Below are 23,461 nucleotides of genomic sequence, written 5' to 3'. Positions count from 1 at the left end.
CCGGGGCGGCCCGGTCGCATCCACTGATGAGTATCGGTGAGGTGCTGGGTCAGCTGCGGGTGGAGTTTCCGGACGTCACGATTTCGAAGTTGCGGTTCCTGGAGGCCGAGGGCCTGGTGGAGCCGCAGCGCACGGCGGCGGGTTACCGGAAGTACAGCTGGGACGATGTGGCCCGGTTGCGGTTCGTGCTGACCGCGCAGCGGGATCAGTATCTGCCGTTGCGGGTGATCCGTGAGCAGTTGGCGCAGTGGGATGGCGGTGACGAGACGCCGGGCCGTCAGCGGCCGACGTTGGTGGCGGTGGGTCCTGGTGGTGAGGTGCCGGGCCGGTCGGTGGAGGAGCCTGAGTCGCAGGTGCGGCTCGGGCGGGCCGATCTGGTGGCGCGCAGTGGGATCGCCGAGTCGACGTTGGGTGAGCTGGAGCGGCTGGGTGTGTTGGTGCCGGATTCGCCGGGGTGGTATGACGCGGATGCGTTGATCATCGCGCGGGCGGTGGCGGGGTTGGCGGCGTACGGGTTGGAGCCTCGGCATCTGCGGGGTTACCGGTCGTCGGCGGATCGTGAGGTGGGTTTGTTCGCGCAGTTGGTGGCGCCGTTGGCGCGGCAGTCGGATCCGGCGGCGCGGGCGCGGGCGGCGGAGACGGCGCGCGAGTTGGTGGCGTTGTCGCAGCAGTTGCATGCGGCGTTGGTGCGGGTGGGGTTGCGGTCGACGTTGGGTCGGTGAGTGGTTCGGTGGTGTGTGCGGAAGGTTCTGCCCCGGGAAGCGTGCCGTAGGCTTGCCGGGGTAACCCCTTTTCCGGCGCGGTGCGGGTGCTGATGCGGATGGGACGGCCGTGACGAGGTCCGTGTACCGTGCAGGGACAGGTGCGGGCGGGCGTAGGTGACAACGACACGGAGGCGGCGGTGCGCGAGCTGAGCGTGGTCGGGGTTCGGGTGGAGCTGCCCAGTAACCAGCCGATCGTCCTGCTCAGGGAGGTCGAGGGCGACCGCTATCTGCCGATCTGGATCGGTGCGGTCGAGGCCACGGCTATCGCTTATGAGCAGCAGGGGGTCAAACCGGCCCGGCCGTTGACGCATGATCTGTTGCGGGACGTGCTGGCGGCGTTGAAGGCGCCGTTGCGGGCGGTGGAGATCACCGAGTTGAAGGAGAACGTCTTCTACGCCGATCTGTTGCTGGGTGACGGGGTGCGGGTGTCGGCCCGGCCGAGTGATTCGATCGCGTTGGCGTTGCGGGTGGGTGCGCCTATTCGTTGTGCGGAGCAGGTCCTCAGTGAGGCGGGGATCGTGATTCCCGACGAGCAGGAGGACGAGGTGGAGAAGTTCCGGGAGTTCCTGGAGCAGGTGCGTCCGGAGGATTTCGCCGGCTGAGCGCCGGGTCGTCGTGGTGTCGCGGATGGCGGCGCCGGTGGGTGTGGTGTGTCGTCGCGCGGCGTGTCGCGGCGGTTTCTCCGTGGTAACCCCTGGGTGCGGCGTTAGGGTTGCCGTGTCGAGGGGTGCGCGTCGGCGTAGTCGACGTGGTGCCGCACTGACGGGGAGGTTGTCGGGATGCACGAGCCGCGGGAGCCTGAGCCAGGTGTGGAGCGGGGCGCGTCGGGGGCGGTGTCGTCGTCGTTGGATGGTGACGGCGCGGTCGGGTACCGGGGTGTGACGGCCTGTTCGGCGGTGGGGATCAGTTACCGCCAGTTGGACTACTGGGCGCGGACGACGCTGGTGGTGCCGAGTGTGCGGGACGCGTCGGGTTCGGGTACGTCGCGGTTGTACTCGTTCCGGGACCTGGTGGTGTTGAAGGTCGTGAAGCGGTTGTTGGATGCCGGGGTGTCCCTGCAGAACATCCGTAAGGCGATCGAGGCGTTGCGGTCGCGTGGGGTGGAGGACCTGGCGGGGATCACGCTCATCTCGGATGGCACGACGGTGTACGAGTGCCGGTCTGCGGAGGAGGTGGTCGACCTGTTGCAGGGTGGCCAGGGGGTGTTCGGTATCGCGATCGGTGGGGCGTTCAAGGAGATTCAGGGTTCGTTGTCGCATCTGCCGGCGGAGCCGGCGGTGGCCGGTGGCGGGGAGCCGGTGCCGGCGGCGGGGGGTGTCGCGCAGGGTTCGTCGGAGGTGGTGGGTGACGAGTTGGCGGCGCGGCGGGCGCGGCGGCGGGCGGGTTAGTTTCGTGGTGGTGCACAGCGCCGCGGCCGGGGTTCCGGTCGCGGCGCTTTCGTGTGTGGGTGGTGATGGTTGTCGTATCGATCTGGCTCGTGACCTGGGCGGTCCGGTGGATGGGTACGAGCGGTGTGGGGTCCAGGGTGGACATTCCCGGGTGGAGTGGGGTTTGTTGACAGCCGCGGTTCGGCCGGGAATCCTGTCCAGGGCGATCACCAGAGACATCAACCGCTCACGGTGAGTGACGGTTGGTGGTGACGTCGGGCTGATGCGTGGAGCATGGTGCGGGGGTCGCATCCGTGGTCCCGCCGAGGACGGGAAACGAACCACAGTGCACATTGATCACTATGTCGGCGTGGGTTCCGCGCGGGCCGGCGGTGCTGTCGCCGATCATGACGCCGGGTCGCGTTGCCCGGTCACCGCGGTGCCACCGCCGGGTGAGCCGGTCCACTCCGGTGGGGACGTGGTGGCGGAGGCGACGGAGTTCCTGGAGTCGTTGCACGCCGAGCGGCAGTTGCCGGGGTTGGCGGTGCGGCTGGCGGAGGTGCGCGAGGAGATCGCGTTGACCGGCTCGTACCGGCACACCCGGGAGGAGTTGGTCTACGGGGCGCGGGTGGCGTGGCGGCAGTCGGCGCGGTGTGTGGGGCGGGTCCGGTGGGCGGGGTTGCGGGTGCGTGACCGCCGGCACGTGATGACGGCGGCGGGTATCGCCGGGGAGTTGTCGGCGCATCTGGCGGCGGGGGACAACGGGGGTCGCATCCAGTCGGTGATCACGGTTTTCGCACCGGACCGGCCGGGGGTGGGTCCGCGGGCGCGGATCTGGAACGACCAGTTGGTCCGTTACTGCGGTCATCTGCGCGACGACGGTGGGGTGGTGGGTGATCCGGCGCAGGTGGGGATGGTGCGGGCGGCCCGTCGGTTGGGGTGGCGGCCGCCGCCGGTGCCGGGTCGGTTCGACCTGTTGCCGTGGGTGATCGAGACGGCGCACGAGTCGCCGTCGGTGTGGCAGGTGCCGCGGGAGTTGGTGCGGGAGGTGGCGTTGAGTCATCCGGATCACCCGTGGTTCGCGGATCTGATGCTGCGTTGGCATGCGCTGCCGGTGATCAGTAACATGCGTCTGCGTATCGGCGGGGTCGACTACAGTTGCGCGCCGTTCAACGGTCACTACCTGGGTGACGAGATCGGGACCCGGAACATGGGTGACCGGGAGCGGTACGACCAGTTGCCGGTGGTGGCGGCGGGGTTGGGGTTGGACACGTCGCGGGAGGACACTCTGTGGCGGGAGCATGCGGCGTTGGTGTTGAACCAGGCGGTGTTGCACTCGTTCCGGGAGGCGGGGGTGCGGGTGTCCGATCCGCACACCGAGTCGGAGTTGTTCATGAAGTTCTGTGCGCAGGAGGAGCGGGCGGGTCGGCCGGTGCACGGTGACTGGTCGTGGCTCAACGGGAGTGTGGGGTGGGCGGCGTTGCATGCGGTGCATCACCGCTACTACGACACCCGGGTCCCGAATCCGAATCTCTGGCAGACTGACCGCGCCTACGACCCGGATGGTGTGGTGGAGATGACGTTGCGTGAGCGTCATGACGTGGCTCGCGCGCAGGAGGACTGAGGATGGACAACGCGGCGTTGCGCCAGAGTTGGAGCCAGTTCTCCGCTGCCGGCCCGGAGGCGGCGAAGTATTTCTATGCCACGTTGTTCGTGGTGGCGCCGGAGGCCCGGTCGATGTTCCCGACGAACATGCAGTATCAGGAGGACAAGCTCCTGGCGGCGTTGGGTCACATCATCACCAGTTTGGACGATCCGGGGGCGTTGACGGCGTTCGCGCAGCGGTTGGGCGCCGACCATCGACGGTTCCACGGTCAGGATCAGCGGGGCAATCCGGTGGTGTTGGGGGAGCGGCACTACATCTGGGTGGGTCAGGCGTTGCTGGCGACGTTGGAGCGGTTCCTCGGCCCGTACTTCACGCCGGCGTTGCGGGCGCAGTGGGCTGCGGCGTACGAGTTGGTGGCGAAGTTGATGCTCGACGGTGCCGCGGAGGCGGAGCGGACGTCGCCGCCGCACTGGGAGGCGGAGGTGTTGACGGCGGAGCGGCGTCGCGCCGACATCGTGGTGTTCACGGTGCGTCCGAATTATCTGTGCACCTACCGGCCGGGTCAGTCGTTGCCGGTGCAGGTGCCGCAGTTGCGGACGTGGCGGTATCTGTCGCCGGCGAACGCGCCGCGGGCGGACGGGACGATCGAGTTCCATGTCCGGGCGGCGGGCCGGTTCTCCACCCATCTGGTGCGCAGGTTGCGGGCCGGTGACCGGTTGTTGTTGGGGCATCCGACGGGGGCGGCGTTGTCGTCGTACGACCGGTCGCCGCAGTTGCCGTTGTTGTTGATCGCGGGGGGGACGGGGTTGGCGCCGTTGCGGGCGGTGGTGGAGGCGGTGCAGCAGGGTGCGGGGCGGCGCACGACGCTGGTGGTGGGTGGGCGTACCCCGGACGACCTGTATGACGAGCCGGCGGTGTCGCGGTTGGCGTCGTTGTCGCCGGCGGCGGGTTGGCCGCACGGTGGGACGGGTTGGTTGCGGTATGTGCCGACGGTGGAGACGGGTTGGGGTTGGCAGGGGGCGATCGGTCGGGCCGGTGACACGGCGGTGCGGTTGGGGCCGTGGGCGGATACCGAGATCCTGGTGTGTGGGAGCCCGGAGATGACCCGGGAGACGGTGGCGATCCTGGCGCGCTCGGGTGTGGGTCCGGAGCAGATCCTGACGGAAAGCTATGATCATTCCCTCTATCCGCCGCTCGCCGAGGCCGGTGCCGGTGCTCCGCGCGACTTCAGTGGGACAGGTGCCCGATGAGCGTGGACCACTCCGACCGGCTCGGCGCGGAGCAGGGTGAGATCGCCCGCCAGTTGTCCGTGCTGGAGGAGCGGCGGTTCCGGGGCAGCCACTGGTTGTCCGCCGACGAGGTCGCGGCGTTGGTCCGGTCGGCGGATGACCGGATCGGGTTGTTGACGGCGGAGTTGGAGCGGCAGCGGCGGGAGAACCAGGGGCTGCTGAGTCAGGTGGAGATGCTGCGGCACGGGACGTTGCCGAGCAACGCGCCGCAGGGTCCGGACCCGATGACTGTCGAGTTGGCGATGCGGGCGCAGGACGAGGCGAACCGGACGATCGGTGAGGCCAGCGCGGAGGGCGCGGAGATCATCGCCGATGCGCGGCGGCAGGCCGACGAGATCCTGGCCGACGCGCACCGGCGGGCCGGTGACGTGGGGTCGGGGCCGTTGGCCGGTGGGGGGCCGTCGCCGGAGTTGGCGGGGAAGTTGCAGGCGTTGGAGGAGCGGCACGCGGCGGCGTTGGCGGCGGTCGCGGCGGCGCAGCAGCAGCTGAACCGGTGGCAGTCGTATCTGTCGGCGCAGTCGGAGCAGCTGCGGGCGGACGCGGTGGCGGCCGGTGGGGCGAGCGCCCAGTTGCGGGCGGTGCTGGGCGGCTGAACCGGCCCGGTGGGGGTCGTCCCGGTCGCCGCGGGCGGGGTGGCTGAGGCAGCATGGACGGGTGACGGAGACGATCGACGTGCTGGCGGGCCTGGTCGCCGCCGGTGGGGTCGTGGTGTTGAGTGGGGCGGGGTTGTCCACCGAGTCGGGCATTCCCGACTACCGGGGGCCGACCGGTGCGGCCCGCCGACACACGCCCATGACCTATCAGGTGTTCACCCGGGAGGCGGCGGCCCGGCAACGGTACTGGGCGCGTAGTCACCTGGGGTGGCGGATGATCGCGCGGGCCGCGCCGAACGACGGGCACCGGGCGGTGGCCCGGTTGCAGGCCGCCGGCCTGGTCGACGGGGTGATCACCCAGAACGTCGATGGTCTGCACACGGCGGCGGGTAGCGGGCAGGTGGTGGAGTTGCACGGTCGTCTCGACACGGTGGTGTGCCTGCGTTGTGGTGACCGGTCGTCGCGGGAGGAGCTGGATCGGCGGTTGGTGGCGGCGAACCCGCGGTTCGACGCGACGGTCGCGGTGGTGAATCCGGACGGTGACGTGGAACTCGACGACAAGCGGGTGGCCGGGTTCCGGATGGTCGACTGCACGTGCTGTGGTGCGGGGATGCTGAAACCGGACGTGGTGTTCTTCGGGGAGACGGTGCCCGCGGACCGGGTGTCGCGGTGTTTCGCGATGGTCGGTCGGGCGCGGTCGTTGCTGGTGCTGGGGTCGTCGTTGACGGTGTTGTCGGGGCGGCGGTTCGTGCTGCGGGCGGCGAAGTTGGGTATTCCGGTGGTGATCGCCAATCAGGGTGTCACCCGGGGTGACGGGTATGCGGCGCTGCGGGTGGACGCCCCGTTGGGGCGGCTGCTGCCCCGGTTGGTCGACCGGGTGGCCCCGGGTGTGACCCGCGCCCCGGGCGACGGGGTCGACGGGTCCGCCCCGGTGGCGGTGGTCACGCCCGTGGCCGGTTGATCTCCGGCCGGTGGGGTCGACCCGGGGGTACGACATCCGCCGGTAACCGTGGCGCTGGTAGCGTTGACCATGCCGACACCACCCGCGCGGGAGAGATCGCCCAGCAGTATCGGGCGGCGCCGAAGGGGCAGATTCTCCCCGGAACCTCTCAGGCAGAAGGACCGCGACGGGCAGGCACTGTGGAGCGCCGTGCGGCGTGACTCAGGGGGAGGCCGATCCGTCGACCTCGCCTCCTGGAGCGCACGCATGACCGTAGAGCAGTTCGCCGACCGGCACATCGGCCCCGGCCCGGATGACGAACGCCGCATGTTGGAGGCCGTCGGTCACGGCTCGATCGATGAGCTGATGGACGCGGCGATTCCCGAGGTGATCCGGTGGCACGGGACCCTGGACCTGCCGGCGCCGGCCACCGAGCGGGAGGCGATCGCCGAGCTGCGCGCGTTGGCGGCCCGTAACACGGTCGCGGTGTCGATGATCGGTCTGGGCTATCACGGCACCCACACCCCGGCGGTGATCCGCCGCAACGTGCTGGAGAACCCGGCCTGGTACACGGCGTACACCCCGTACCAGCCGGAGATCAGCCAGGGCCGGTTGGAGGCGCTGCTGAACTTCCAGACGATGGTGACCGACCTGACCGGGTTGGCGACGGCGAACGCGTCGATGCTCGACGAGGCGACGGCGGCGGCGGAGGCGATGACCCTGGCCCGTCGGGCGTCGAAGAGCCGCAGCACGGTGTACGTGGTCGACGCGGACGCGTTGCCGCAGACCGTCGCGGTGCTCGCCGGTCGGGCCGAGCCGCTCGGTATCGAGGTGCGGGTGGTGGACCTGGCGGTCGAGGAGTTGCCGGCGGAGTTCTTCGGTCTGCACCTGCAGTACCCGGGGGCGTCGGGTGCGGTGCGCGACCATGCGCCGTTGGTGGCGGCGGCGCACGCGGTGGGGGCGTTGGTGACGGTGGCGGCGGACCTGCTGGCGTTGACGGTGCTGCGGGCGCCGGGGCGGATCGGGGTGGACATCGCGGCGGGTACCACCCAGCGGTTCGGGGTGCCGATGGGCTTCGGTGGGCCGCACGCCGGTTATCTGGCGGTGCGGGCGGGGTTGGAGCGGATGCTGCCGGGCCGGCTGGTCGGGGTGTCCCGGGACGCCGCCGGGAACCCGGCGTACCGGTTGGCGTTGCAGACGCGGGAGCAGCACATCCGGCGGGAGAAGGCGACCAGCAACATCTGCACCGCGCAGGTGCTGTTGGCGGTGATGGCCGGCATGTACGCGGTGTACCACGGGCCGGACGGGTTGCGGCGGATCGCCTGGCGTACCCATGAGATGGCGGTGCGGCTCGCGGCCGGGCTGCGCGCCGGTGGGGTGCGGGTCGACGACGTCGCGTTCTTCGACACCGTGACGGCGGTGGTGCCGGGTGGGGCGGCGCGGGTGGTCGCGGCGGCGCAGGCACGGGGGGTGAACCTGCGGCTGGTCGACGCCGACCGGGTGGGGGTGTCCTGCGACGAGACGACGACGGTGGCGCACCTGGCGGCGGTGTGGGCGGCGTTCGGGGTCGACCCGGTCGACGGGGACGTCGAGAGGGCCCTGCCGGCGGCGTTGACGCGGGACGGGGACTTCCTGACCCATCCGGTGTTCCGCAGTCACCACTCGGAGACGGCGATGCTGCGGTACCTGCGCCGGTTGGCGGACTTCGACTACGCCCTGGACCGGGGCATGATCCCGTTGGGGTCGTGCACGATGAAACTCAACGCGACCACCGAGATGGAGCCGGTGACCTGGCCGGAGTTCGCCCATCTGCACCCGTTCGCCCCGGACGCGCAGACCGCCGGGTACCGGGAGCTGATCGGCCAGTTGGAGGGCTGGTTGGCGGAGGTCACCGGGTACGACGCGGTCAGTGTGCAACCCAACGCGGGGTCGCAGGGGGAGTTGGCGGGGTTGCTGGCGATCCGCGCCTACCACCGGGACCGGGGGGACACCCACCGGGACGTGTGTCTGATCCCGTCGTCGGCGCACGGCACGAACGCCGCGTCGGCGGTGATGGCCGGGATGCGGGTGGTGGTGGTCGGGTGCGACACCGACGGCAACGTCGACCTGGTCGACCTCGACGCGAAGATCGACAAGCATCGGGACGCCCTCGCGGCGATCATGGTGACGTACCCGTCGACGCACGGGGTGTACGAGACGGGCATCGCGTCGTTGTGCGCGAAGGTCCACGACGCCGGTGGTCAGGTGTACGTCGACGGGGCGAACCTGAACGCGTTGGTCGGGTTCGCCAAGCCGGGCCGGTTCGGGGCGGACGTGTCGCACCTGAACCTGCACAAGACGTTCTGCATCCCGCACGGTGGCGGGGGGCCGGGGGTGGGTCCGGTGGCGGTGCGGGCGCACCTGGCGGCGTACCTGCCGGGTGACCCGTCGGGTGCCCGGGTGCAGGGGGCGCCGGCGATCTCGGCGGCCCGGTACGGGTCGGCGGGCATCCTGCCGATCCCGTGGGCGTACCTGCGGATGATGGGCGCGGCGGGGCTGGCCCGGGCGACCGGGGTGGCGGTGCTGGCCGCGAACTATGTGGCGGTGCGGCTGCGGGAGCACTTCCCGGTGCTGTACGCCGGCAACAAGGGCCTGGTGGCGCACGAGTGCATCCTGGATCTGCGTCCGTTGTCGAAGGCGACCGGGGTGAGTGTCGACGACGTGGCGAAGCGGCTGATCGACTACGGGTTCCACGCGCCGACGATGTCGTTCCCGGTGGCGGGGACGCTGATGGTGGAGCCGACCGAGAGTGAGGACCTGGCCGAGTTGGACCGGTTCTGCGACGCGATGATCGCGATCCGGGTGGAGATCGACAAGGTGGCCTCGGGGCAGTGGCCGGCGGGGGACAATCCGCTGGCGAATGCGCCGCACACCGCGGCGATGGTGGCGGGGGACCAGTGGCCGCACCCGTATCCGAGGTCGGTGGGGGCGTACCCGGGTGGGGTGGACCGGGCGGGGAAGTACTGGCCGCCGGTGCGGCGGGTCGACGGCGCGTACGGCGACCGGAACCTGATGTGTTCGTGCCCGGCGCCGGAGGCGTTCGAGGGCTGAGGCGCGGTGCCGGGGCGGCGGACGTGCCGCCCCGGTGCGGCGACCGGGGGAGGGCGGCCCCTGCCCGGGGGCCAGCCTGCGATGATGTGTCTGGTGACGCCGACGGACCGTGATCGGGTCAGGCGACGAGGGCGTGCCGGGCCGGCCCGCGGTGCGGGGCGATGGTGCTGCCGTCGGGAAGGAGTTCACCGGTGTCCTCGAAGACGATGACACCGTTGCAGAGCAGGCTCCAGCCCTGCTCAGGGAAGCACGCGATGACCCGGGCGGCGTCCCGGTCGGTCGCTTCGGCGGAGGGGCAGGTGATCTGGTGCTGGCACATCGGGTTCTCCGGACTGTGGGGGCACTGTGTCATGGTTCACATGACCAGTGACGCACAGTACCAAGGGACAGCGCACCGGATCGAGCAGCCTTCGGTCATGTTGCCCCGAAATCCGCTGAACGGATGAGTAAGAATGGGCCACCCGGCGTGGAAACGCTCCCAACGGCGTCGGTCGACATACCGGGAGTGCCGGCGCGCTGCCGCAGCGTGCTCGTCGAACGCGACCGCTACGTCTGGCACCTCACCGACGGTGGCGACCCGGCCGCGCAGATCGCCGCATTCCTCACCGCGCACGGCCTGCCCGTCGACGACCTGACCCGCCCGGCGACCCACCGCACCGACGGCCCCTGCGGCGCCGCCCTGTTCGTCTCCGCCGCGGCCGGCGCCCGGATGGTCGGCGCACCCACCGGCCCGCCCAGCCCGGTGCCGGGCCTGCCCGACGTGGCCGTGGTCGTCTACGACCACGGCGCCGGCCTCCCCCCGGGCCGCCCACACCCAGGCGACCTGCGGGTCGGCCCGTGGCGGGACAGTTGGACCACCGGGCAGCACGCCGACGCCGTGCGGACCGTCCGGGCCGCCATCGGCCGCGGCGACGTCTACCAGGTCAACGTCGTCGGCCACGCCGCCGCCACCTACACCGGCGACCCCGGGCCCGCCCTGGCCCGCCTCGCCGGGCTGCCCGGCGCCCGCTACGGCGGCACCCTGCGCGGCGAGGGCTGGACCCTCGGCTGCGCCTCACCGGAAACCCTCGTCGCGGTGCACGCCGGCCGGGTCGTCACCCGCCCGATCAAGGGCACCCGCCCGGCCACCGCCGCCGGACGCCACGACCTGCTCGCCTCGGCCAAGGAACGCGCCGAACACATCATGATCGTCGACCTGGAACGCAACGACCTGGCCCGGGTCGCCCGCACCGGGTCGGTGACCGTCGACGAGTTGTTCGCCGTCCGCCGCTGGTGCGACCTGTGGCAGGCCGAGTCGACGGTGTCCGCGGCGCTCGCCGACGGGGTCGGCCTGGCCGACCTGCTGCGCGCCACCTGCCCCGGCGGTTCGGTCACCGGCGCACCGAAACACGCCGCGCTGGCGTTGATCGCCGCCGTCGAACCCGTCGGCCGGGGCGCCGGCATGGGCGGGTTCGGCTGGGTCGGCCCCGGCCACCTCGACCTGGGGCTGACCATCCGCACCGCCGCCGCCGACGGCGACCGGCTGCACCTGTGGGCCGGCGGCGGCATCACCTGGGACAGCGACCCGGCCGCCGAGGTCGCCGAGGCCGCCGCCAAGGCCGCCCCGGTGCGCGCCCTGCTCACCGCCGGCTGACCACACCGGCCGCTAGGGTGGCCGCATGCACGTCGAGTACAGCGGCACCGGCGACCCCGCCCGCAGCCTCGCCCTGCTCTGGCGCACCCGCGAGCGCACCAGCCGCGGCGGCGACCTCGGCGTCGACCGGATCGTCCGGGCCGCCATCGACGTCGCCGACACCGACGGACTCGCCGCGCTGTCCATGCGTCGGGTCGCCGAACGCCTCGGCGTGGGCACCATGTCCCTCTACACCCACGTGCCCGGCAAGGGTGAACTGCTCGACCTCATGCTCGACACCGTGCACGGCGAAACCCCCCGACCGGCGGACGTCCCCGGCGGGTGGCGGGGGCGGCTGGAACGCATCGCCCGCGACAACTGGGCGTTGTACCTGCGCCACCGGTGGCTGTTGCAGGTGGCCACCACCCGCCCACCCCTGGGCCCCCACGTCACCGCCCGCTACGACTACGAACTGCGCGCCATCGAGGGCATCGGCCTGACCGACCTGGAGATGGACGCCGTGATCACCCTCGTCGACTCCTACGTCCACGGCGCGGTACGCGGCGCGGTGGAAGCCGCCCAGGCCACCGCCCGCACCGGACTCACCGACGAACAGTGGTGGCAGGCCCACGCCCCCTACCTGGAGAAGGTGATGGACCCGGCCCGGTTCCCCACCGCCGCCCGGGTCGGCGCCACCGCCGGCCAGGAGTACCAGGCCGCCACCGACCCCACCCGCGCCTTCGACTTCGGGCTGGCCCGGGTCCTCGACGGCATCGCCACCCTGGTGGCCGACCGGTGCGCCGGGTGAACGCCGCCGGTAACCCCCCGATAGCCTTCCGGGCATGACCGTACGCCCGATCCGGATCATCGGTGACCCCGTCCTGCGCACCGCCTGCACCCCGGTGACCGACTTCGACGCCACCCTGCAACGCCTCGTCGACGACCTGATGGACACCCTGCTCGGTGCGCCCGGCCGGGCCGGCGTCGCCGCCCCGCAGATCGGCGTCGACGCCCAGGTGTTCGTCTACGACGCCGACGGCCACCGGGGCCACCTGATCAATCCCACCATCGAGTTGTCCGACGAGGTCCAGGACGACGACGAGGGCTGCCTGTCCATCCCCGGGCTGTACTTCCCGACCCGCCGGGCCATGCACGCCACCGTGCACGGCGTCGACCGGCACGGCGAGCCGTTGACCATCTCCGGCAGCGGGTTCCTCGCCCGCGCGTTGCAGCACGAAACCGACCACCTCGCGGGCCGGCTCTACGTCGACACCCTGCGCGGCGACATCCGCCGCAAGGCGCTGCGGGAGATCCGCGCCGGCCGGTTCGACTCGCCCCGCCGCCCCCGCTGACGGGGCTCAGCGGGGCCCGGTGGTCAACGTGTGCTCACCGAACCGGGCCACCCGGGTGAAACCGAGCCGCTCGTAGAGGCGCACCGCCGCGGTGTTGTCGGCCCGCACGTTCAACGTCACATGATCGACGCTGTCGCGCAGTCGGGCGCACAACGCGGCGACGGCCGCCCCCGCCAGTCCCCGGCCCCGCGCCCGCGGATGGGTCGTCACGTTGCCCAACGCGGCCACCCGGTAGGTCGGTGACCACACGTGCACCCCGGCCACCGCGACGAGGTCACCGTGCTCGCGTACGCCCACGTAGTGGCCGGTGTCGAGCATCCGCGGGTCGAACCAGTTACCCGGGTACGCGGCGGCGTACAGGGCCCGTAACGCCGGCAGGTCCGCACCGTCGAGCACCTCACCCGAGGCGGTCACCCCGGCCAGCCGACCGGGGTCGGTCAACGCCATCCGCAGGTGCTCCCCGGCGGGGCTGACGACGTACCGGTCGGTGAGGGCCCGTTCCAGCCCGGGGGACAGGTGCGCGTACAGCCGGGCGGGCAGCACCGGGGCCAGCTCGTCGAGCAGCGCGGCCGCCGTCGACCGGTCCCGGTCGGCGGCGAACACCAGCAGCACCGGCTCCGCCGCGCCGTGGTAGAGCAACGCCACCTGCTCGTCGCGCCGGAACCACGACGTGTACGGCCAGAAGAAGTCGTCCAGATCACCCAGTTGGTAGGCGTGCAGCACCGGATCGCGACGCAGCAGCCCGGCCAGCACGGCACGGTCGTGTTCGGCGCGGACCGGCACCGGTCAGCAACCCCGGGCGGGAAGGTTCTCGTCGGCCCACCGGGCCAGCGCGTCCAATGCCGGCAGCAGGGCGGCGCCACGCTCGGTCAGCTGGTAGCTGACCCCCAGTGGGGGACCCTCCCGCACCCGGCGGCTGACCAGGTCGACCCGGGCCAGCTCACCCAGCCGGTCCGACAGCACCGACTCGCTGATCCCCGGCAGTGCCCGGGCCAACTCGGCGAAGCCCGCCGGCCCCTGGGCGAGGGTGCCCAGAATCATGCCGTTCCACCGTTTTCCCAGGAATGCGAACGCCCGGGACAGCCCCCCGGGACAGGCGCGGGGCCCATCGTCGATCGGGGAGCACGTCGTCATCGTCCCAGCATACGTGGTCTGCAACTCACCCTAGCCGCTACGAAAAAGCTAGCTGCTACTGTAGCCGCAGCAACTGTCGATCCGACCGGAGGACACCATGACCGACGTGCTGCCCGACCACCTGATCACCCTCGACCCCCAGGCCCAGGCCCAACTGTTCACCGAGGCGCGCACCGCCAACACCTTCACCGACGCCCCCGTCGGCGACGACCAGCTCCGCGCCATCTTCGACCTCGCCAAGTACCCACCCACCGCCATGAACGTCCAACCGCTGCGGGTCCTGTTCGTCCGCCCCGGCGAAGGCCGCGACCGCCTCCTCACCCACGTCGCCGAAGGCAACCGCGCCAAGACCGCCACCGCACCCGTCGTCGCCGTCCTCGCCGCCGACACCAACTTCCACGAACACCTCGACACCGTCTTCCCGATCCGCCCCGGCATGCGCGAACACTTCGCCGCCGACCCCACCACCCGCGACGCCATGGCCAGGTTCAACGCCGGCCTCCAGGTCGGCTACTTCCTGCTCGCCATCCGCGCCGCCGGCCTCGCCGCCGGCCCGATGGGCGGATTCGACGCCACCGGAGTCGACACCGAATTCCTCACCGACACCGGCTGGAAGTCCCTGCTCCTGGTCAACATCGGCCACCCCGGCCCCGACGCCTGGCACCCCCGCCTGCCCCGCCTCGACTACGACACCGTCGTCCGGCACGCCTGAACCACCGACACCCCCGCACCGACCAGTGGCTGGCCGGCCGAGCGCCACCACGCGCTCAGCCGGCCAGCCACTGGTCGTACCCCAACTTCGCCACCAACGCCACCACCACCACCAGCAACACCACCCGCACGAACCCCGCACCCCGCCGCAACGCCATCCGCGCCCCCACCGCCGCCCCCACCACGTTGCACACCGCCATCGCCAACCCCAACCACCACCACACATGCCCGGTCGCCGCGAACACCACCAACGCCCCCAGATTCGTCCCCGCGTTGACCACCTTCGCCATCGCCGAACCGTGCAGAAAATCCGCCCCCACCAACGCGGTGAACGCCACCACCAGGAACGTCCCCGTACCCGGCCCGATCAACCCGTCGTACAGGGCGATACCCACCCCGGCCACCCCCACCGCCGCCACCACCCGCACCCGGGTCCGCCGCGCCGGCACCGCCACCGTCCCCAACCGCGGCCGCAGCACCACGAACAACGCCACCGCCAGCAACACCACCAACACCACCGGCCGGTACGCCCCCGCCGGCACCGACCCCGCCAACGCCGCCCCCACCCCCGCGCACCCCACCGCCAACACCGCCGCCGGACCCGCCACCGCCCAGTCCACCTGCGTCCGCCGCGCAAACGTCACCGCCGCCGTCGAGGTGCCCGCGATCGCCGCCAACTTGTTCGTCCCCAACGCCGTCGCCACCGGCACCCCCGGCGCCGCCACCAACAACGCCGGCAACAACAACAACCCACCACCGCCCACCACCGCATCCACCCAACCAGCCAGGGCAGCCGCAGCGAGCAGCGTGATCAACGAGGCAGCATCCACGGCCGGCCATTCTCCCCACGCAACCCGGCCACCCGCCCACCCGAGTGGCCCACCTCACCGACCCCGCCGCCGCCGCACCCACACCCCCACCGCACCCAACGCCACGAACACCAACACCGAACAACACAACAACTTGATCATCCGGTAACTGTGCCACGGACGTAGGGTGCACAGGTGCGCCTGGCGACTTTCAACCTGCTGCACGGCCGCTCCCTGACCGACGGGCTCGTCGACCCCGACCGGCTCACCGCCGCCGTCCGCGCCCTCGACGCCGATGTCCTCGCCCTCCAGGAAGTCGACCGCGACCAGTCCCGCAGCGGCCACCACGACCTCACCACCCTCGCCGCCCAGGCCCTCGACGCACCCGAACACCGCTTCGCCGCCGCCGTCGTCGGCACCCCCGGCGTCCAGTTCCGCCCCCTACGCCACGACGACGACGGCCACGGCGAACCCTGCTACGGCATCGGCCTGATCAGCCGCCACCCCGTCCGCACCTGGCAGATCACCCGCCTGCCACCCGCACCCGTACGATCGCCCATCTACGCACCCGGCCCCGGCGGCGGACTACTCCTGCTCCGCGACGAACCCCGCGTCGTCCTCGCCGCCGTCCTCGACACCCCCCACGGCCCCCTCACCGTCGCCGCCACCCACCTGTCCTTCGTCCCCGGCTGGAACGCCCACCAACTCCGCCGCGTCGTCCGCGCCCTGCGCGCGCTACCCGCCCCCCGCATCCTGCTCGGCGACCTCAACCTCCCCGCCGGCCCCGCCCGCCTGCTCACCGGCTGGCGACCCCTGGCCCGCCGACCCACCTACCCCGCCACCGCACCCCGGGTGCAACTCGACCACATCCTCGCCGACCCCCACGGCCTGCACCGGCTGCCCCCCGTCACCGCCGTCGACACCCCCCGCTCGACGATCTCCGACCACCGGCCCCTCATCGTCGACCTCGGCTGACCCGCCCACCGGTCACCCCCGCCCCGCAGCCCGCCGCGCCGCCCACCACGCGTTACGGAACAACATCGCCACCGTCGTCGGACCCACCCCACCCACCCGCGGCGTGATCGCCCCCGCCACCCGCGCACACGACTCGTCCACGTCCGGCAACAACCGCCGACCCGCGTAACGCACCCCACCACCGACCACCACCGCACCCGGCCGCACATGCTCCGGCCGCACGATCCCCGGCACCCCCACCGCCGCCACCAGAATCTCCGCCCGCCGGGTATACCGGGGCCAGTCCGCCACCCCCGTGTGCACCACCGTCACCGCCGCATTCGCCGTCGGCCGCTTCTGCGCCAGCAACATCGCCAACGGACGACCCAACGTCGCACCCCGACCCAGCACCACCACTTCCCGCCCCGCCACCGGCACCCCGTGGAACGCCAACAACGCCTCGATCCCCGCCGGCGTACACGGCAACGGCCCCGGCAACCCCAACGCCAACCGGCCCATGTTCACCGGGTGCATCCCGTCCACGTCGGAATCCGGATCCAACACCTGCAACGCCCGGTCATAGTCCAGGTGCCCCGGAACCGGATGCTGCACCAACACCGCGTGCACCCCGGCGTCGTCGTTGAAATCCGCCAACACCCGGTGCAGATCCGCCTGCGTCGCCGACGCCGGCAACCGCACATGCGGCGACGCGAAACCCAACTCCGCCGCCTGCCGCTGCTTTATCCGGATGTATCCCACACTCGCGTCGTCGTCACCCACCAGCACCGTCGCCAACGTCGGCACCACCCCGGCCGCCCGCAACGCCGCCACCCCCTCGGCGACCTCGGCGAGAATCCGATCCGCCACCGGCCCACCCGGCAGCAACCGCGCCGAACCGGCCACAGGGGAGGAAGAGAAAGACACAGACATGGCTCACCTCGACCACGGAGGCCCAGGCGGTCGACCCCCGCGACGAGCTCCCCGATGGTTGACCCATCCCCGTGCCGCCAGTCGCATCCACCCCCCACCATGCCACAACCGCACCCACCCGGCCGACACCGTCCGCCCGCGCGGCGCGCACCGGTGACGCCACCCCCTCAGTCGCGCCCACCACCCGACATCAACCCCACCAACACCCGGTTCGTCCGGTTCGACCGCACCGCCGCCCGTTGCTGACCCGCCGTCACCTCGATGTACGTCTGCGACGACGCCAACGACGCATGCCCCAGCAATCGCATGATCTCCGCCGCCCCCGCCCCGTCCTCGGCCAACCGGGTGGCGAACGTGTGCCGCAACGCGTGCAACCGGGCCCCCGCCGGCACCCGATCGGTGATCCCCGCCCGCCGGTAACAGGAATCCACCAGATACTGCAACCCACCCCGACGCAGCGGTTCACCCCGCCGATCCACCAACAACACCTCGTCCGGCCGCACGCTGCGCGCCCCGAACCGCCGCCGCCGGCTGTCCAGGTAGGCCGACACCACCTCGTCCAACTCCGGCTCCACCGGCACCACCCTCGGCCGGCCGCCCTTGCCGTCCACCGCCACCCGCCGCTCACCGGCCCGCCCCGACACCGACGACACCCGCAACGCCAACAGCTCCGCCAGGCGCAGCCCCGCGCACAACGCCAACGCCAGCACCGCGACGTCCCGCTCCGGCCACGGATCGCGCTGCCGTGCGTCCTCCCGCGACACCGACGCCAGGAGCACCTCCGGGGTGTCCTCACCCCGCAACGGCTTGGGCTGGGGGAGCGGGGTACGGGGTCGCCCCACCGCCGGCATCGGATTGCCCGCCACCACCTGTTCGGCAACCAGGAACGAGAAGAACCCGTTCCAGCTCGACCAGGCCCGGTGCACCGACGAGGCCGCCCGGGGAGTGGCGAACCGGGCGAACGCCGCCCGCATCACCCTGGGGGAGAGGGTGGAGATCATCAGGGCGTCCGGGGACAGGGGAGGGGTGTGCTCCGCACCGGCCAGTGTCGCGACGGCGCGCAGGTCCCGCCGGTAGGCCTCCTGGGTGTGCGGGGAGGGCTTGCGGGTGGCCCGTGCCGTCAGGAACTCCTCGATGAGCCGTCCAACCGATTCGTCCCGTCTATCATGCATAAGGGATATTATGCAGCTTTCTCGGGTTCCTGGCCACCGGGGAAGGGGAGGGGCGCACACGATGTGCGTCGGCGCCCCACCGCCGAATGCTCCCGCATGCGCGGCCCCGGGCAGGCGTGGCGGGAGCGACGTGCCTGCCCGTCGGCACCCACCTGCCTGATCATCCCGTCCGCCAGCGGTGCCCGGAACGACATCCCGGTGCCGGTTGCCATGATCGGCCCACCGCCCGAGGGTCGGTGCGGGCACCGTCTTCGCCCGGATCCTGCCGGAGGTCCTGGCGCTGGATCGCCGCCGACCCGCCGCCGCCGTACCCGAGCCGCGCCTGGTTGATCCTGACGGCCGGCGTCACCTCGGGGCGAGGGCGGCGCGGTTCCCGGCGTCGGGCCGCCCTCGTCGGTGGGTGGCGCGCTGAGGCGCCCGCTGCCCGGAGGAGACCGCCGGGCGTTCTACTTTACATAATGTACATTATCGAATCCATGTCCTGCAGGTGGCCGAGGTGCGGACGGATGCGTCGTGGCCACGCCCGGCCGCGCGTCGCGTCCGCCGCTGGACCTGCGGTCAGCTCCTGCGTCGCGCACGCTCCGCGCTGCGGGAGCGTGCCTGCGCCACCAGCCGCGCCACCTCGTCGGCGGTGGCCGGGCCCGGGGTTGACCACACTCGCCCAGCCCTGCACGGCGTACATCGGATGTGGCATCAAGCGGTCCGGCTCCGCGAAGTCGACCCCGCCGCTGCGTGCGGCGAACTCCTCCGGGCCGTAGCCGAACAGGTTCCGGAACTCGGCACGCCCCACCTCGATGTTGAGCCGGTACCGTCCGGGCTCGGACAGGCGCGACCGCTCGTCGAAGGTCGGGACGTCGTGCAGGACGATCGTGGCGAACGGCCGCGTTCGGTCCTCGCCGGCGAAGAAGAACCGGTCGCCCCAGGTGTAGGGCGGCATCTCGGAGCCCGGCGGAATCCGGGTCTCGGTCACCCCGGGAAGGCCGACGATCCGGGCCGCGTCGGCCGCCCCCGGCGCGGAGCCGATGTGCAGGATCGCGTCGCAGGTCTCGATCGTGCCCGCGTCCAGCGGGAAGTGCCCGAGCAGGTCCACCACACGTGCGCGCAGATCGCTACCGGCCGGCGGTGGGAAGATCCCGGTCTCTGGGCCGAGCCGTTCCTCGTAGGTTCCGGGCTCCGGCTGCCCGAGGCCGACCGGGCCGCTCGCCCCGAGGCTGCCGGCCACGTACACGTACCTGTCCCCGAGCAGCGGCGACACGATCGAGCCGGCCCCGTTCCACTGTGTTGCCAGGTCGATGCCGTCCCAGTGGGTGGCCCACCGGCTCGGGTGCCGTTGCAGGTGGGCGTTGTTCGCGGACACCAGGGTCGGCCCACGGTCCCGTTCGTGCGCGTGGATGTCGAGCAGGTTCTGCGCCATCAGGGCGTCGCGCACCGCGAGCAGCCGGCCGACCCGCTGCGACGGGGTGCCCGGTTCGGCCATCGCCGCATGGTAGGTGAGCAGGCCGATGACCGTGCTGGCGAGCACCCTGGCGCGGTTCCAGAGTGCCGTGGAGGTGTCCCTGATCAGCTGGGGCGCGTCGGCGTACAGCTGGGCTCGGAGATCCTCGGCGAGACCGCGCAGCGCGGTTGCCTCCGGTGACCGGCCGGGAGATCGCGTCGCGTCGAACATGATCTCCTGCGCGGTCCAGCGTCCCTCGTCGCCGAGCATGCGGTCCAGGTCTGGCGCTGGCACCCCGAGGTAGTCGCGCAGCTCGCGGAGAAGTGGCCCGGGGCTGGGCGCGCCGGTGATCTCGGTGGGAGCGTCGAAGCCGTGGAAGGCGATGCGGTCGCCGGCCGGCAGCATGTCGTTGTGGGCGCGCAGCCAGTCGACCAGTTCACGGCTGGCGGGGTGGGCGCCCCAGCCGTGGCTGATGCCGGTGGCCAGGTCCACGTCGTCGCGCCGGCCCTGTACGTAGTCGTCGACGGCGAGGGCGGCGGCCCGGTCCGACTCGATGGCGATCGACCGGAAACCGTGCTCGGCGAGTGTTTCGAGAATCCGGTTCCGCAGGTGCGGGAATGCCGGCTCGCCGTGGTAGGGCTCACCGATCGCGAGTAGGTGCGGCCGGTGGGCGGTGATCAGGGACTGCAGCTCGGTGTCGAAAGCCATGACCTCAACCGTATCGTTGAACCTGCGGTGGAGACTTTTTCCTGGACTGACCTGGGGGGAACTGGTTGAAGTCTAAAAAGGCGGTGTATCGGCCGGTGGATCTGGCGCGGGCGCACGGGCTGTCTGCGCAGGCGGTTCGCAACTACGAGCAGGCCGGGGTGATCCCTCCCGCCGCGCGGACGGAGAGTGGTTACCGGGTCTACACCGACGACCATGCGGGCGCGTTGGACGCCTACGTCGCGCTTGTTCCGGGGTACGGCTACCGCAGGGCCGGTGAGGTCATGCGGTCGGTGCTCTGCGGCGATCTTCCGACGGCCCTGGCCGTGCTCGACACCGCCCATGTGCAGCTTCAACGTGACCGGGAGATCCTGGACGGGGTCGCCTCGACGGCTGTCGTGCTTGCCTCCGGTGTGCCTGCCGCTCCGGGTCCGGGCGGGCCCGTCCCGGTCGGTGTCCTTGCCCGCCGGCTCGGTGTCACCCCGGCCACGCTGCGCAAGTGGGAACGTGCCGGCGTCCTGGCTCCGGCCCGGTCGGGGACCGCGCGGTCCTACTCCCCCGATGACGTGCGTGATGCCGAACTCGCTCATCTGCTTCGTCGCGGCGGTTACCCGCTGGATCGCATCGCTGCCGTGATCGGGCAGGTGCACGCCGCGGGTGGGCCCGGCCCGCTGGCGGCCTCGATCGACCAGTGGCGGGGGCGGATCACGGGCTGCGGGCGGGCGATGCTGACCGGTGCCGCCCGTCTCGCGGACTACCTGTCGTTTCTCGACCGGACTACCGGTCCCGCGTCCGCCGGTCTACAGGCCGCCGGCGACGCGCAGCACGGTGCCGGTGGTGTAGGTGGCGTCGGGGCCGAGTAGCCAGGCGACGGCCCCGGCGACCTCGTCGGGTTCACCGGCGCGGCCGAGTGGGATGCGGCCGGCGGCGGTGTCCGGGCGGTCGGGCACTCCGGAGTCGGCGTGGATGTCGGTGCGGATGATGCCGGGGGCGACGGCGTTGACCCGGATGCCGCGGGGGGCGAGTTCCTTGGCCAGGCCGATGGTGAGGGTGTCGGTGGCGGCTTTGACGGCGGCGTAGTGGATGTACTCCCCCGGGCTGCCGAGGGTGGCGGCGGCGGAGGAGATGTTGACGATGACGCCGCCGTGGGTGAGTCGGCGGGCGGCCTGTTGGGCGCAGAGGACGTAGCCGATGAGGTTGACGTCGACGACCCGGCGTAGGTCGTCGGGGCGCAGGTCGGTGAAGGGGCCGATGGGGCTGGTGACGCCGGCGTTGTTGACCAGGGCGGTGAGGGGGCCGAGGTCGGTGGCGGCGGTGAAGAGGCGGTCGATGTGGTTCGGGTCGGTGGTGTCGGCGGGTACGGCGATGGCGCGGCGGCCGAGGCGGTGGATGTCGGCGACGACGGTGGCTGCGGCGGCGTGGTCGCGGCGGTAGCCGATGGCGAGGTGGTGGCCCTCGGCGGCGAGTCGTCGGGCGGTGGCGGCGCCGATGCCTCGGCTGCCGCCGGTGATGACGGTGACCGGAGTCAATGCCCTGCTCCCCTGTCGGCCTGTGGTGCGGTGGTGTGACGGTACCGCCCGGCCGGTGGGGTGGGCGGGGTGTGGGCGGTCACGTGGCGCGGTGGTGCGGTGGTGGGCGGGGTGATCGCTTACGCTCACCGCGTTTCGGACGGATCGGTGGAGGTGTGTGGTGGGTGTGAGTGTCGGTGGTCTGGTGGAGGATTTCGTCCTGCCGGATCAGACGGGTACGCCGCGGCGGTTGTCGGAGTTGTTGGCGTCGGGGCCGGTGGTGTTGTTCTTCTATCCGGCGGCGATGACCCGTGGGTGTACGGCGGAGAGTTGTCACTTCCGGGATCTGGCGGCGGAGTTCGCGGCGGTGGGGGCGCAGCGGGTGGGGATCAGTCGGGATCCGGTGGCGAAGCAGGCGGAGTTCTCCCGGTTGCACGGGTTCGACTATCCGTTGTTGTCGGATGTCGAGGGTGTGGTGGCGCAGGCGTTCGGGGTGCGGCGGCGGTTGCCGTTGGGGCCGTTGAGTACCCGGCGGATGACGTTCGTGATCGGGGTGGATCGGCGGGTGCTGGCGGTGGTGCACAGTGAGTTGGGGATGAACGAGCATGCCGATGAGGCGTTGCGGGTTCTGGGGGGCTGATCTTCCGGTTGTCGCCGTCGGCTGGTATCAAGGCAGGAATGACACACGTGTACGAAAGAGGGCTGTGATGGTGGGCCAGGGTTTGTCCGATGACGAGGTGCGGGGCATCCGGGAGGCGTTGACGGCGGGGCGGAAACCGAAGGTGGTGTTCACCGCGTCGGCGGGGCAGATCGCCGGCCAGGTGGGTCAGGTGGTGGAGCTGACCGATCCGGCGGTGTCCGACGAGTTCGTGGTGGTGCGGTTCGGCCGCGACGAGTTGCCCTTCTCCCCCGCTGATGTGGCGGTGGCGCCGCGCGGGGCGGGTCGCCGGGTGGCGGAGCCGAAGCCGGAGCCGGTGGTGGAGCAGGTGGAGTCGGTATCGAAGCCGGAGCCGGAGTTCGTGCTGGACACGCCTCGGGTGCCGGTGCCGGTGCCGCGTCGGGAGGAGTCGAGGGTGGAGCCGGTGCCGGTGGTGGAGAAGCCTGTGGCGCGTCGGCCGGCGAAGGTGGTGAAGCCGAAGGGGCCGGCGGGGCTGACGGTGACGTTGGCGTATGCCGACGGTGAGTGGACGGTGGCGGCGCAGCAGGGCGCGAAGGCGTTGGCGAAGCCGTACGTGGTGAAGCCGGCGGAGGCGTTGCGGATGGTGGCGCTGGTGGACGTGCCGGGGGTGCAGGAGGCGGTGGAGCAGATCCTGTCGGCGGAGCGGTCGGAGGCGGAGCAGCAGGCGGAGAAGCTGCGGGCCGAGTTGGCGGAGATCGAGGCGCGGTTGGCGGAGTTGCGCGAGGCGCGCTGAGGTCGGTTCGTGGTGGGCGGCCCGACGGCTGGTTTCCCGTGTTCGGGTGGCGGTCGGGGCGTCACCGCGGCGGTCGGG

At 71.8% G+C, this 23,461-nt stretch carries 23 protein-coding genes, 1 pseudogene and 2 riboswitches; of the genes and pseudogenes, 16 read left to right on the top strand and 8 right to left on the bottom strand.

The annotated features are described in order from the left end of the window. Positions 1-26: 26 nt before the first annotated feature. The 8 genes from ftsR to gcvP all read left to right on the top strand — a co-directional run bounded on the left by ftsR (position 27) and on the right by gcvP (position 9,649). On the top strand, positions 27-722 hold the full coding sequence (gene ftsR, locus GA0070216_RS06510; protein ID WP_176738857.1) for a transcriptional regulator FtsR: 696 nt from the start codon (positions 27-29) through the stop codon (positions 720-722). 179 nt (positions 723-901) lie between these two features. Beyond that, complete coding sequence (locus tag GA0070216_RS06505) at positions 902-1,366, top strand: bifunctional nuclease family protein (RefSeq protein ID WP_091241020.1); 465 nt, start codon at positions 902-904, stop codon at positions 1,364-1,366. 177 nt (positions 1,367-1,543) lie between these two features. Beyond that, on the top strand, positions 1,544-2,152 hold the full coding sequence (locus tag GA0070216_RS06500) for a MerR family transcriptional regulator (protein WP_091240411.1): 609 nt from the start codon (positions 1,544-1,546) through the stop codon (positions 2,150-2,152). Positions 2,153-2,501: 349 nt separating this feature from the next. Further along, positions 2,502-3,755, top strand: coding sequence for a nitric oxide synthase oxygenase (locus GA0070216_RS06495; protein ID WP_425413132.1), 1,254 nt, complete (start codon positions 2,502-2,504; stop codon positions 3,753-3,755). 2 nt (positions 3,756-3,757) lie between these two features. Continuing rightward, entirely contained in the window at positions 3,758-4,987 is a 1,230-nt protein-coding gene (locus tag GA0070216_RS06490) for a globin domain-containing protein (RefSeq protein WP_091240408.1), read from the top strand. Next, positions 4,984-5,619: a hypothetical protein gene (locus GA0070216_RS06485; RefSeq protein ID WP_091240404.1), complete on the top strand. Its 636-nt coding sequence runs from the start codon at positions 4,984-4,986 to the stop codon at positions 5,617-5,619. Before GA0070216_RS06490 ends, GA0070216_RS06485 begins: the two co-directional genes overlap by 4 nt. A 61-nt stretch (positions 5,620-5,680) precedes the next feature. After that, positions 5,681-6,580 carry an NAD-dependent protein deacetylase gene (locus tag GA0070216_RS06480; protein WP_091240400.1) on the top strand — a complete coding sequence of 300 codons (900 nt, stop codon included), beginning with the start codon at positions 5,681-5,683 and terminating at the stop codon, positions 6,578-6,580. 77 nt (positions 6,581-6,657) lie between these two features. Further along, positions 6,658-6,754: riboswitch (glycine riboswitch) on the top strand. A gap of 72 nt (positions 6,755-6,826) precedes the next feature. Next, the gene (gcvP, locus tag GA0070216_RS06475) at positions 6,827-9,649 is read left to right on the top strand and encodes an aminomethyl-transferring glycine dehydrogenase (protein WP_091240397.1); all 2,823 of its coding nucleotides are present in this window, start codon (positions 6,827-6,829) and stop codon (positions 9,647-9,649) included. 118 nt (positions 9,650-9,767) lie between these two features. Here gcvP and GA0070216_RS06470 read toward each other — a convergent pair whose 3' ends face one another. Beyond that, positions 9,768-9,968: a DUF5999 family protein gene (locus tag GA0070216_RS06470; RefSeq protein WP_067311530.1), complete on the bottom strand. Its 201-nt coding sequence runs from the start codon at positions 9,966-9,968 to the stop codon at positions 9,768-9,770. A gap of 123 nt (positions 9,969-10,091) precedes the next feature. On the opposite strand from GA0070216_RS06470, the gene GA0070216_RS06465 reads away from it, so the two are divergent. From GA0070216_RS06465 to def, 3 genes are read left to right on the top strand one after another with little or no spacing between them, the layout of a single operon-like run. Next, entirely contained in the window at positions 10,092-11,282 is a 1,191-nt protein-coding gene (locus tag GA0070216_RS06465; protein ID WP_091240394.1) for a chorismate-binding protein, read from the top strand. A 25-nt stretch (positions 11,283-11,307) separates the two neighbouring features. Further along, positions 11,308-12,069, top strand: a complete 762-nt coding sequence (locus GA0070216_RS06460; RefSeq protein ID WP_091240391.1) for a TetR/AcrR family transcriptional regulator — start codon at positions 11,308-11,310, stop codon at positions 12,067-12,069. Positions 12,070-12,103: 34 nt separating this feature from the next. Further along, positions 12,104-12,613, top strand: a complete 510-nt coding sequence (def, locus tag GA0070216_RS06455) for a peptide deformylase (RefSeq protein ID WP_091240389.1) — start codon at positions 12,104-12,106, stop codon at positions 12,611-12,613. A gap of 6 nt (positions 12,614-12,619) precedes the next feature. Here def and GA0070216_RS06450 read toward each other — a convergent pair whose 3' ends face one another. Both GA0070216_RS06450 and GA0070216_RS06445 read right to left on the bottom strand, forming a co-directional pair. Next, positions 12,620-13,396, bottom strand: coding sequence for a GNAT family N-acetyltransferase (locus tag GA0070216_RS06450; RefSeq protein ID WP_091240386.1), 777 nt, complete (start codon positions 13,394-13,396; stop codon positions 12,620-12,622). A 3-nt stretch (positions 13,397-13,399) separates the two neighbouring features. Then, positions 13,400-13,747, bottom strand: a complete 348-nt coding sequence (locus GA0070216_RS06445; RefSeq protein WP_091240383.1) for a winged helix-turn-helix transcriptional regulator — start codon at positions 13,745-13,747, stop codon at positions 13,400-13,402. A gap of 97 nt (positions 13,748-13,844) precedes the next feature. Here GA0070216_RS06445 and GA0070216_RS06440 point away from each other — a divergent pair, with 97 nt between their 5' ends. After that, positions 13,845-14,459 (top strand): malonic semialdehyde reductase, encoded by a 615-nt coding sequence (locus GA0070216_RS06440; RefSeq protein WP_091240381.1) that lies wholly within the window; start codon positions 13,845-13,847, stop codon positions 14,457-14,459. A gap of 55 nt (positions 14,460-14,514) precedes the next feature. Here GA0070216_RS06440 and GA0070216_RS06435 read toward each other — a convergent pair whose 3' ends face one another. Beyond that, positions 14,515-15,288, bottom strand: a complete 774-nt coding sequence (locus tag GA0070216_RS06435; protein WP_176738855.1) for a sulfite exporter TauE/SafE family protein — start codon at positions 15,286-15,288, stop codon at positions 14,515-14,517. A 174-nt stretch (positions 15,289-15,462) separates the two neighbouring features. Here GA0070216_RS06435 and GA0070216_RS06430 point away from each other — a divergent pair, with 174 nt between their 5' ends. After that, a complete protein-coding gene (locus tag GA0070216_RS06430; RefSeq protein WP_091240378.1) occupies positions 15,463-16,242 on the top strand; it encodes an endonuclease/exonuclease/phosphatase family protein in 780 nt (259 codons plus the stop codon). A 12-nt stretch (positions 16,243-16,254) separates the two neighbouring features. Here GA0070216_RS06430 and GA0070216_RS06425 read toward each other — a convergent pair whose 3' ends face one another. From GA0070216_RS06425 to GA0070216_RS06415, 3 genes and pseudogenes are all read right to left on the bottom strand, one after another. Further along, positions 16,255-17,151, bottom strand: a complete 897-nt coding sequence (locus GA0070216_RS06425; protein ID WP_091240375.1) for a bifunctional 5,10-methylenetetrahydrofolate dehydrogenase/5,10-methenyltetrahydrofolate cyclohydrolase — start codon at positions 17,149-17,151, stop codon at positions 16,255-16,257. A gap of 13 nt (positions 17,152-17,164) precedes the next feature. Continuing rightward, positions 17,165-17,241, bottom strand: a riboswitch (ZMP/ZTP riboswitch). Positions 17,242-17,318: 77 nt separating this feature from the next. Beyond that, entirely contained in the window at positions 17,319-18,323 is a 1,005-nt protein-coding gene (locus GA0070216_RS06420) for a tyrosine-type recombinase/integrase (RefSeq protein ID WP_091240372.1), read from the bottom strand. 558 nt (positions 18,324-18,881) lie between these two features. Further along, positions 18,882-20,466 (bottom strand): annotated as a pseudogene (locus tag GA0070216_RS06415) (DUF6194 family protein). 83 nt (positions 20,467-20,549) lie between these two features. Here GA0070216_RS06415 and GA0070216_RS06410 point away from each other — a divergent pair. After that, complete coding sequence (locus GA0070216_RS06410) at positions 20,550-21,326, top strand: MerR family transcriptional regulator (RefSeq protein ID WP_091240370.1); 777 nt, start codon at positions 20,550-20,552, stop codon at positions 21,324-21,326. Here the strand turns inward: GA0070216_RS06410 and GA0070216_RS06405 are convergent. Beyond that, complete coding sequence (locus tag GA0070216_RS06405) at positions 21,264-21,992, bottom strand: SDR family NAD(P)-dependent oxidoreductase (protein WP_091240367.1); 729 nt, start codon at positions 21,990-21,992, stop codon at positions 21,264-21,266. The genes GA0070216_RS06410 and GA0070216_RS06405 overlap by 63 nt on opposite strands. A gap of 157 nt (positions 21,993-22,149) precedes the next feature. Here GA0070216_RS06405 and GA0070216_RS06400 point away from each other — a divergent pair, with 157 nt between their 5' ends. Then, positions 22,150-22,611, top strand: coding sequence for a peroxiredoxin (locus tag GA0070216_RS06400; RefSeq protein WP_091240364.1), 462 nt, complete (start codon positions 22,150-22,152; stop codon positions 22,609-22,611). A gap of 67 nt (positions 22,612-22,678) precedes the next feature. Next, on the top strand, positions 22,679-23,383 hold the full coding sequence (locus GA0070216_RS06395) for a hypothetical protein (protein WP_091240360.1): 705 nt from the start codon (positions 22,679-22,681) through the stop codon (positions 23,381-23,383). Positions 23,384-23,461: the final 78 nt, after the last annotated feature.

It is taken from the genome of Micromonospora matsumotoense (assembly GCF_900091525.1).
GTDB lineage: Bacteria > Actinomycetota > Actinomycetes > Mycobacteriales > Micromonosporaceae > Micromonospora > Micromonospora matsumotoensis.
Note: the sequence above shows the minus strand (reverse complement) of the source record. Positions and strands in the feature narration are given on the sequence as shown.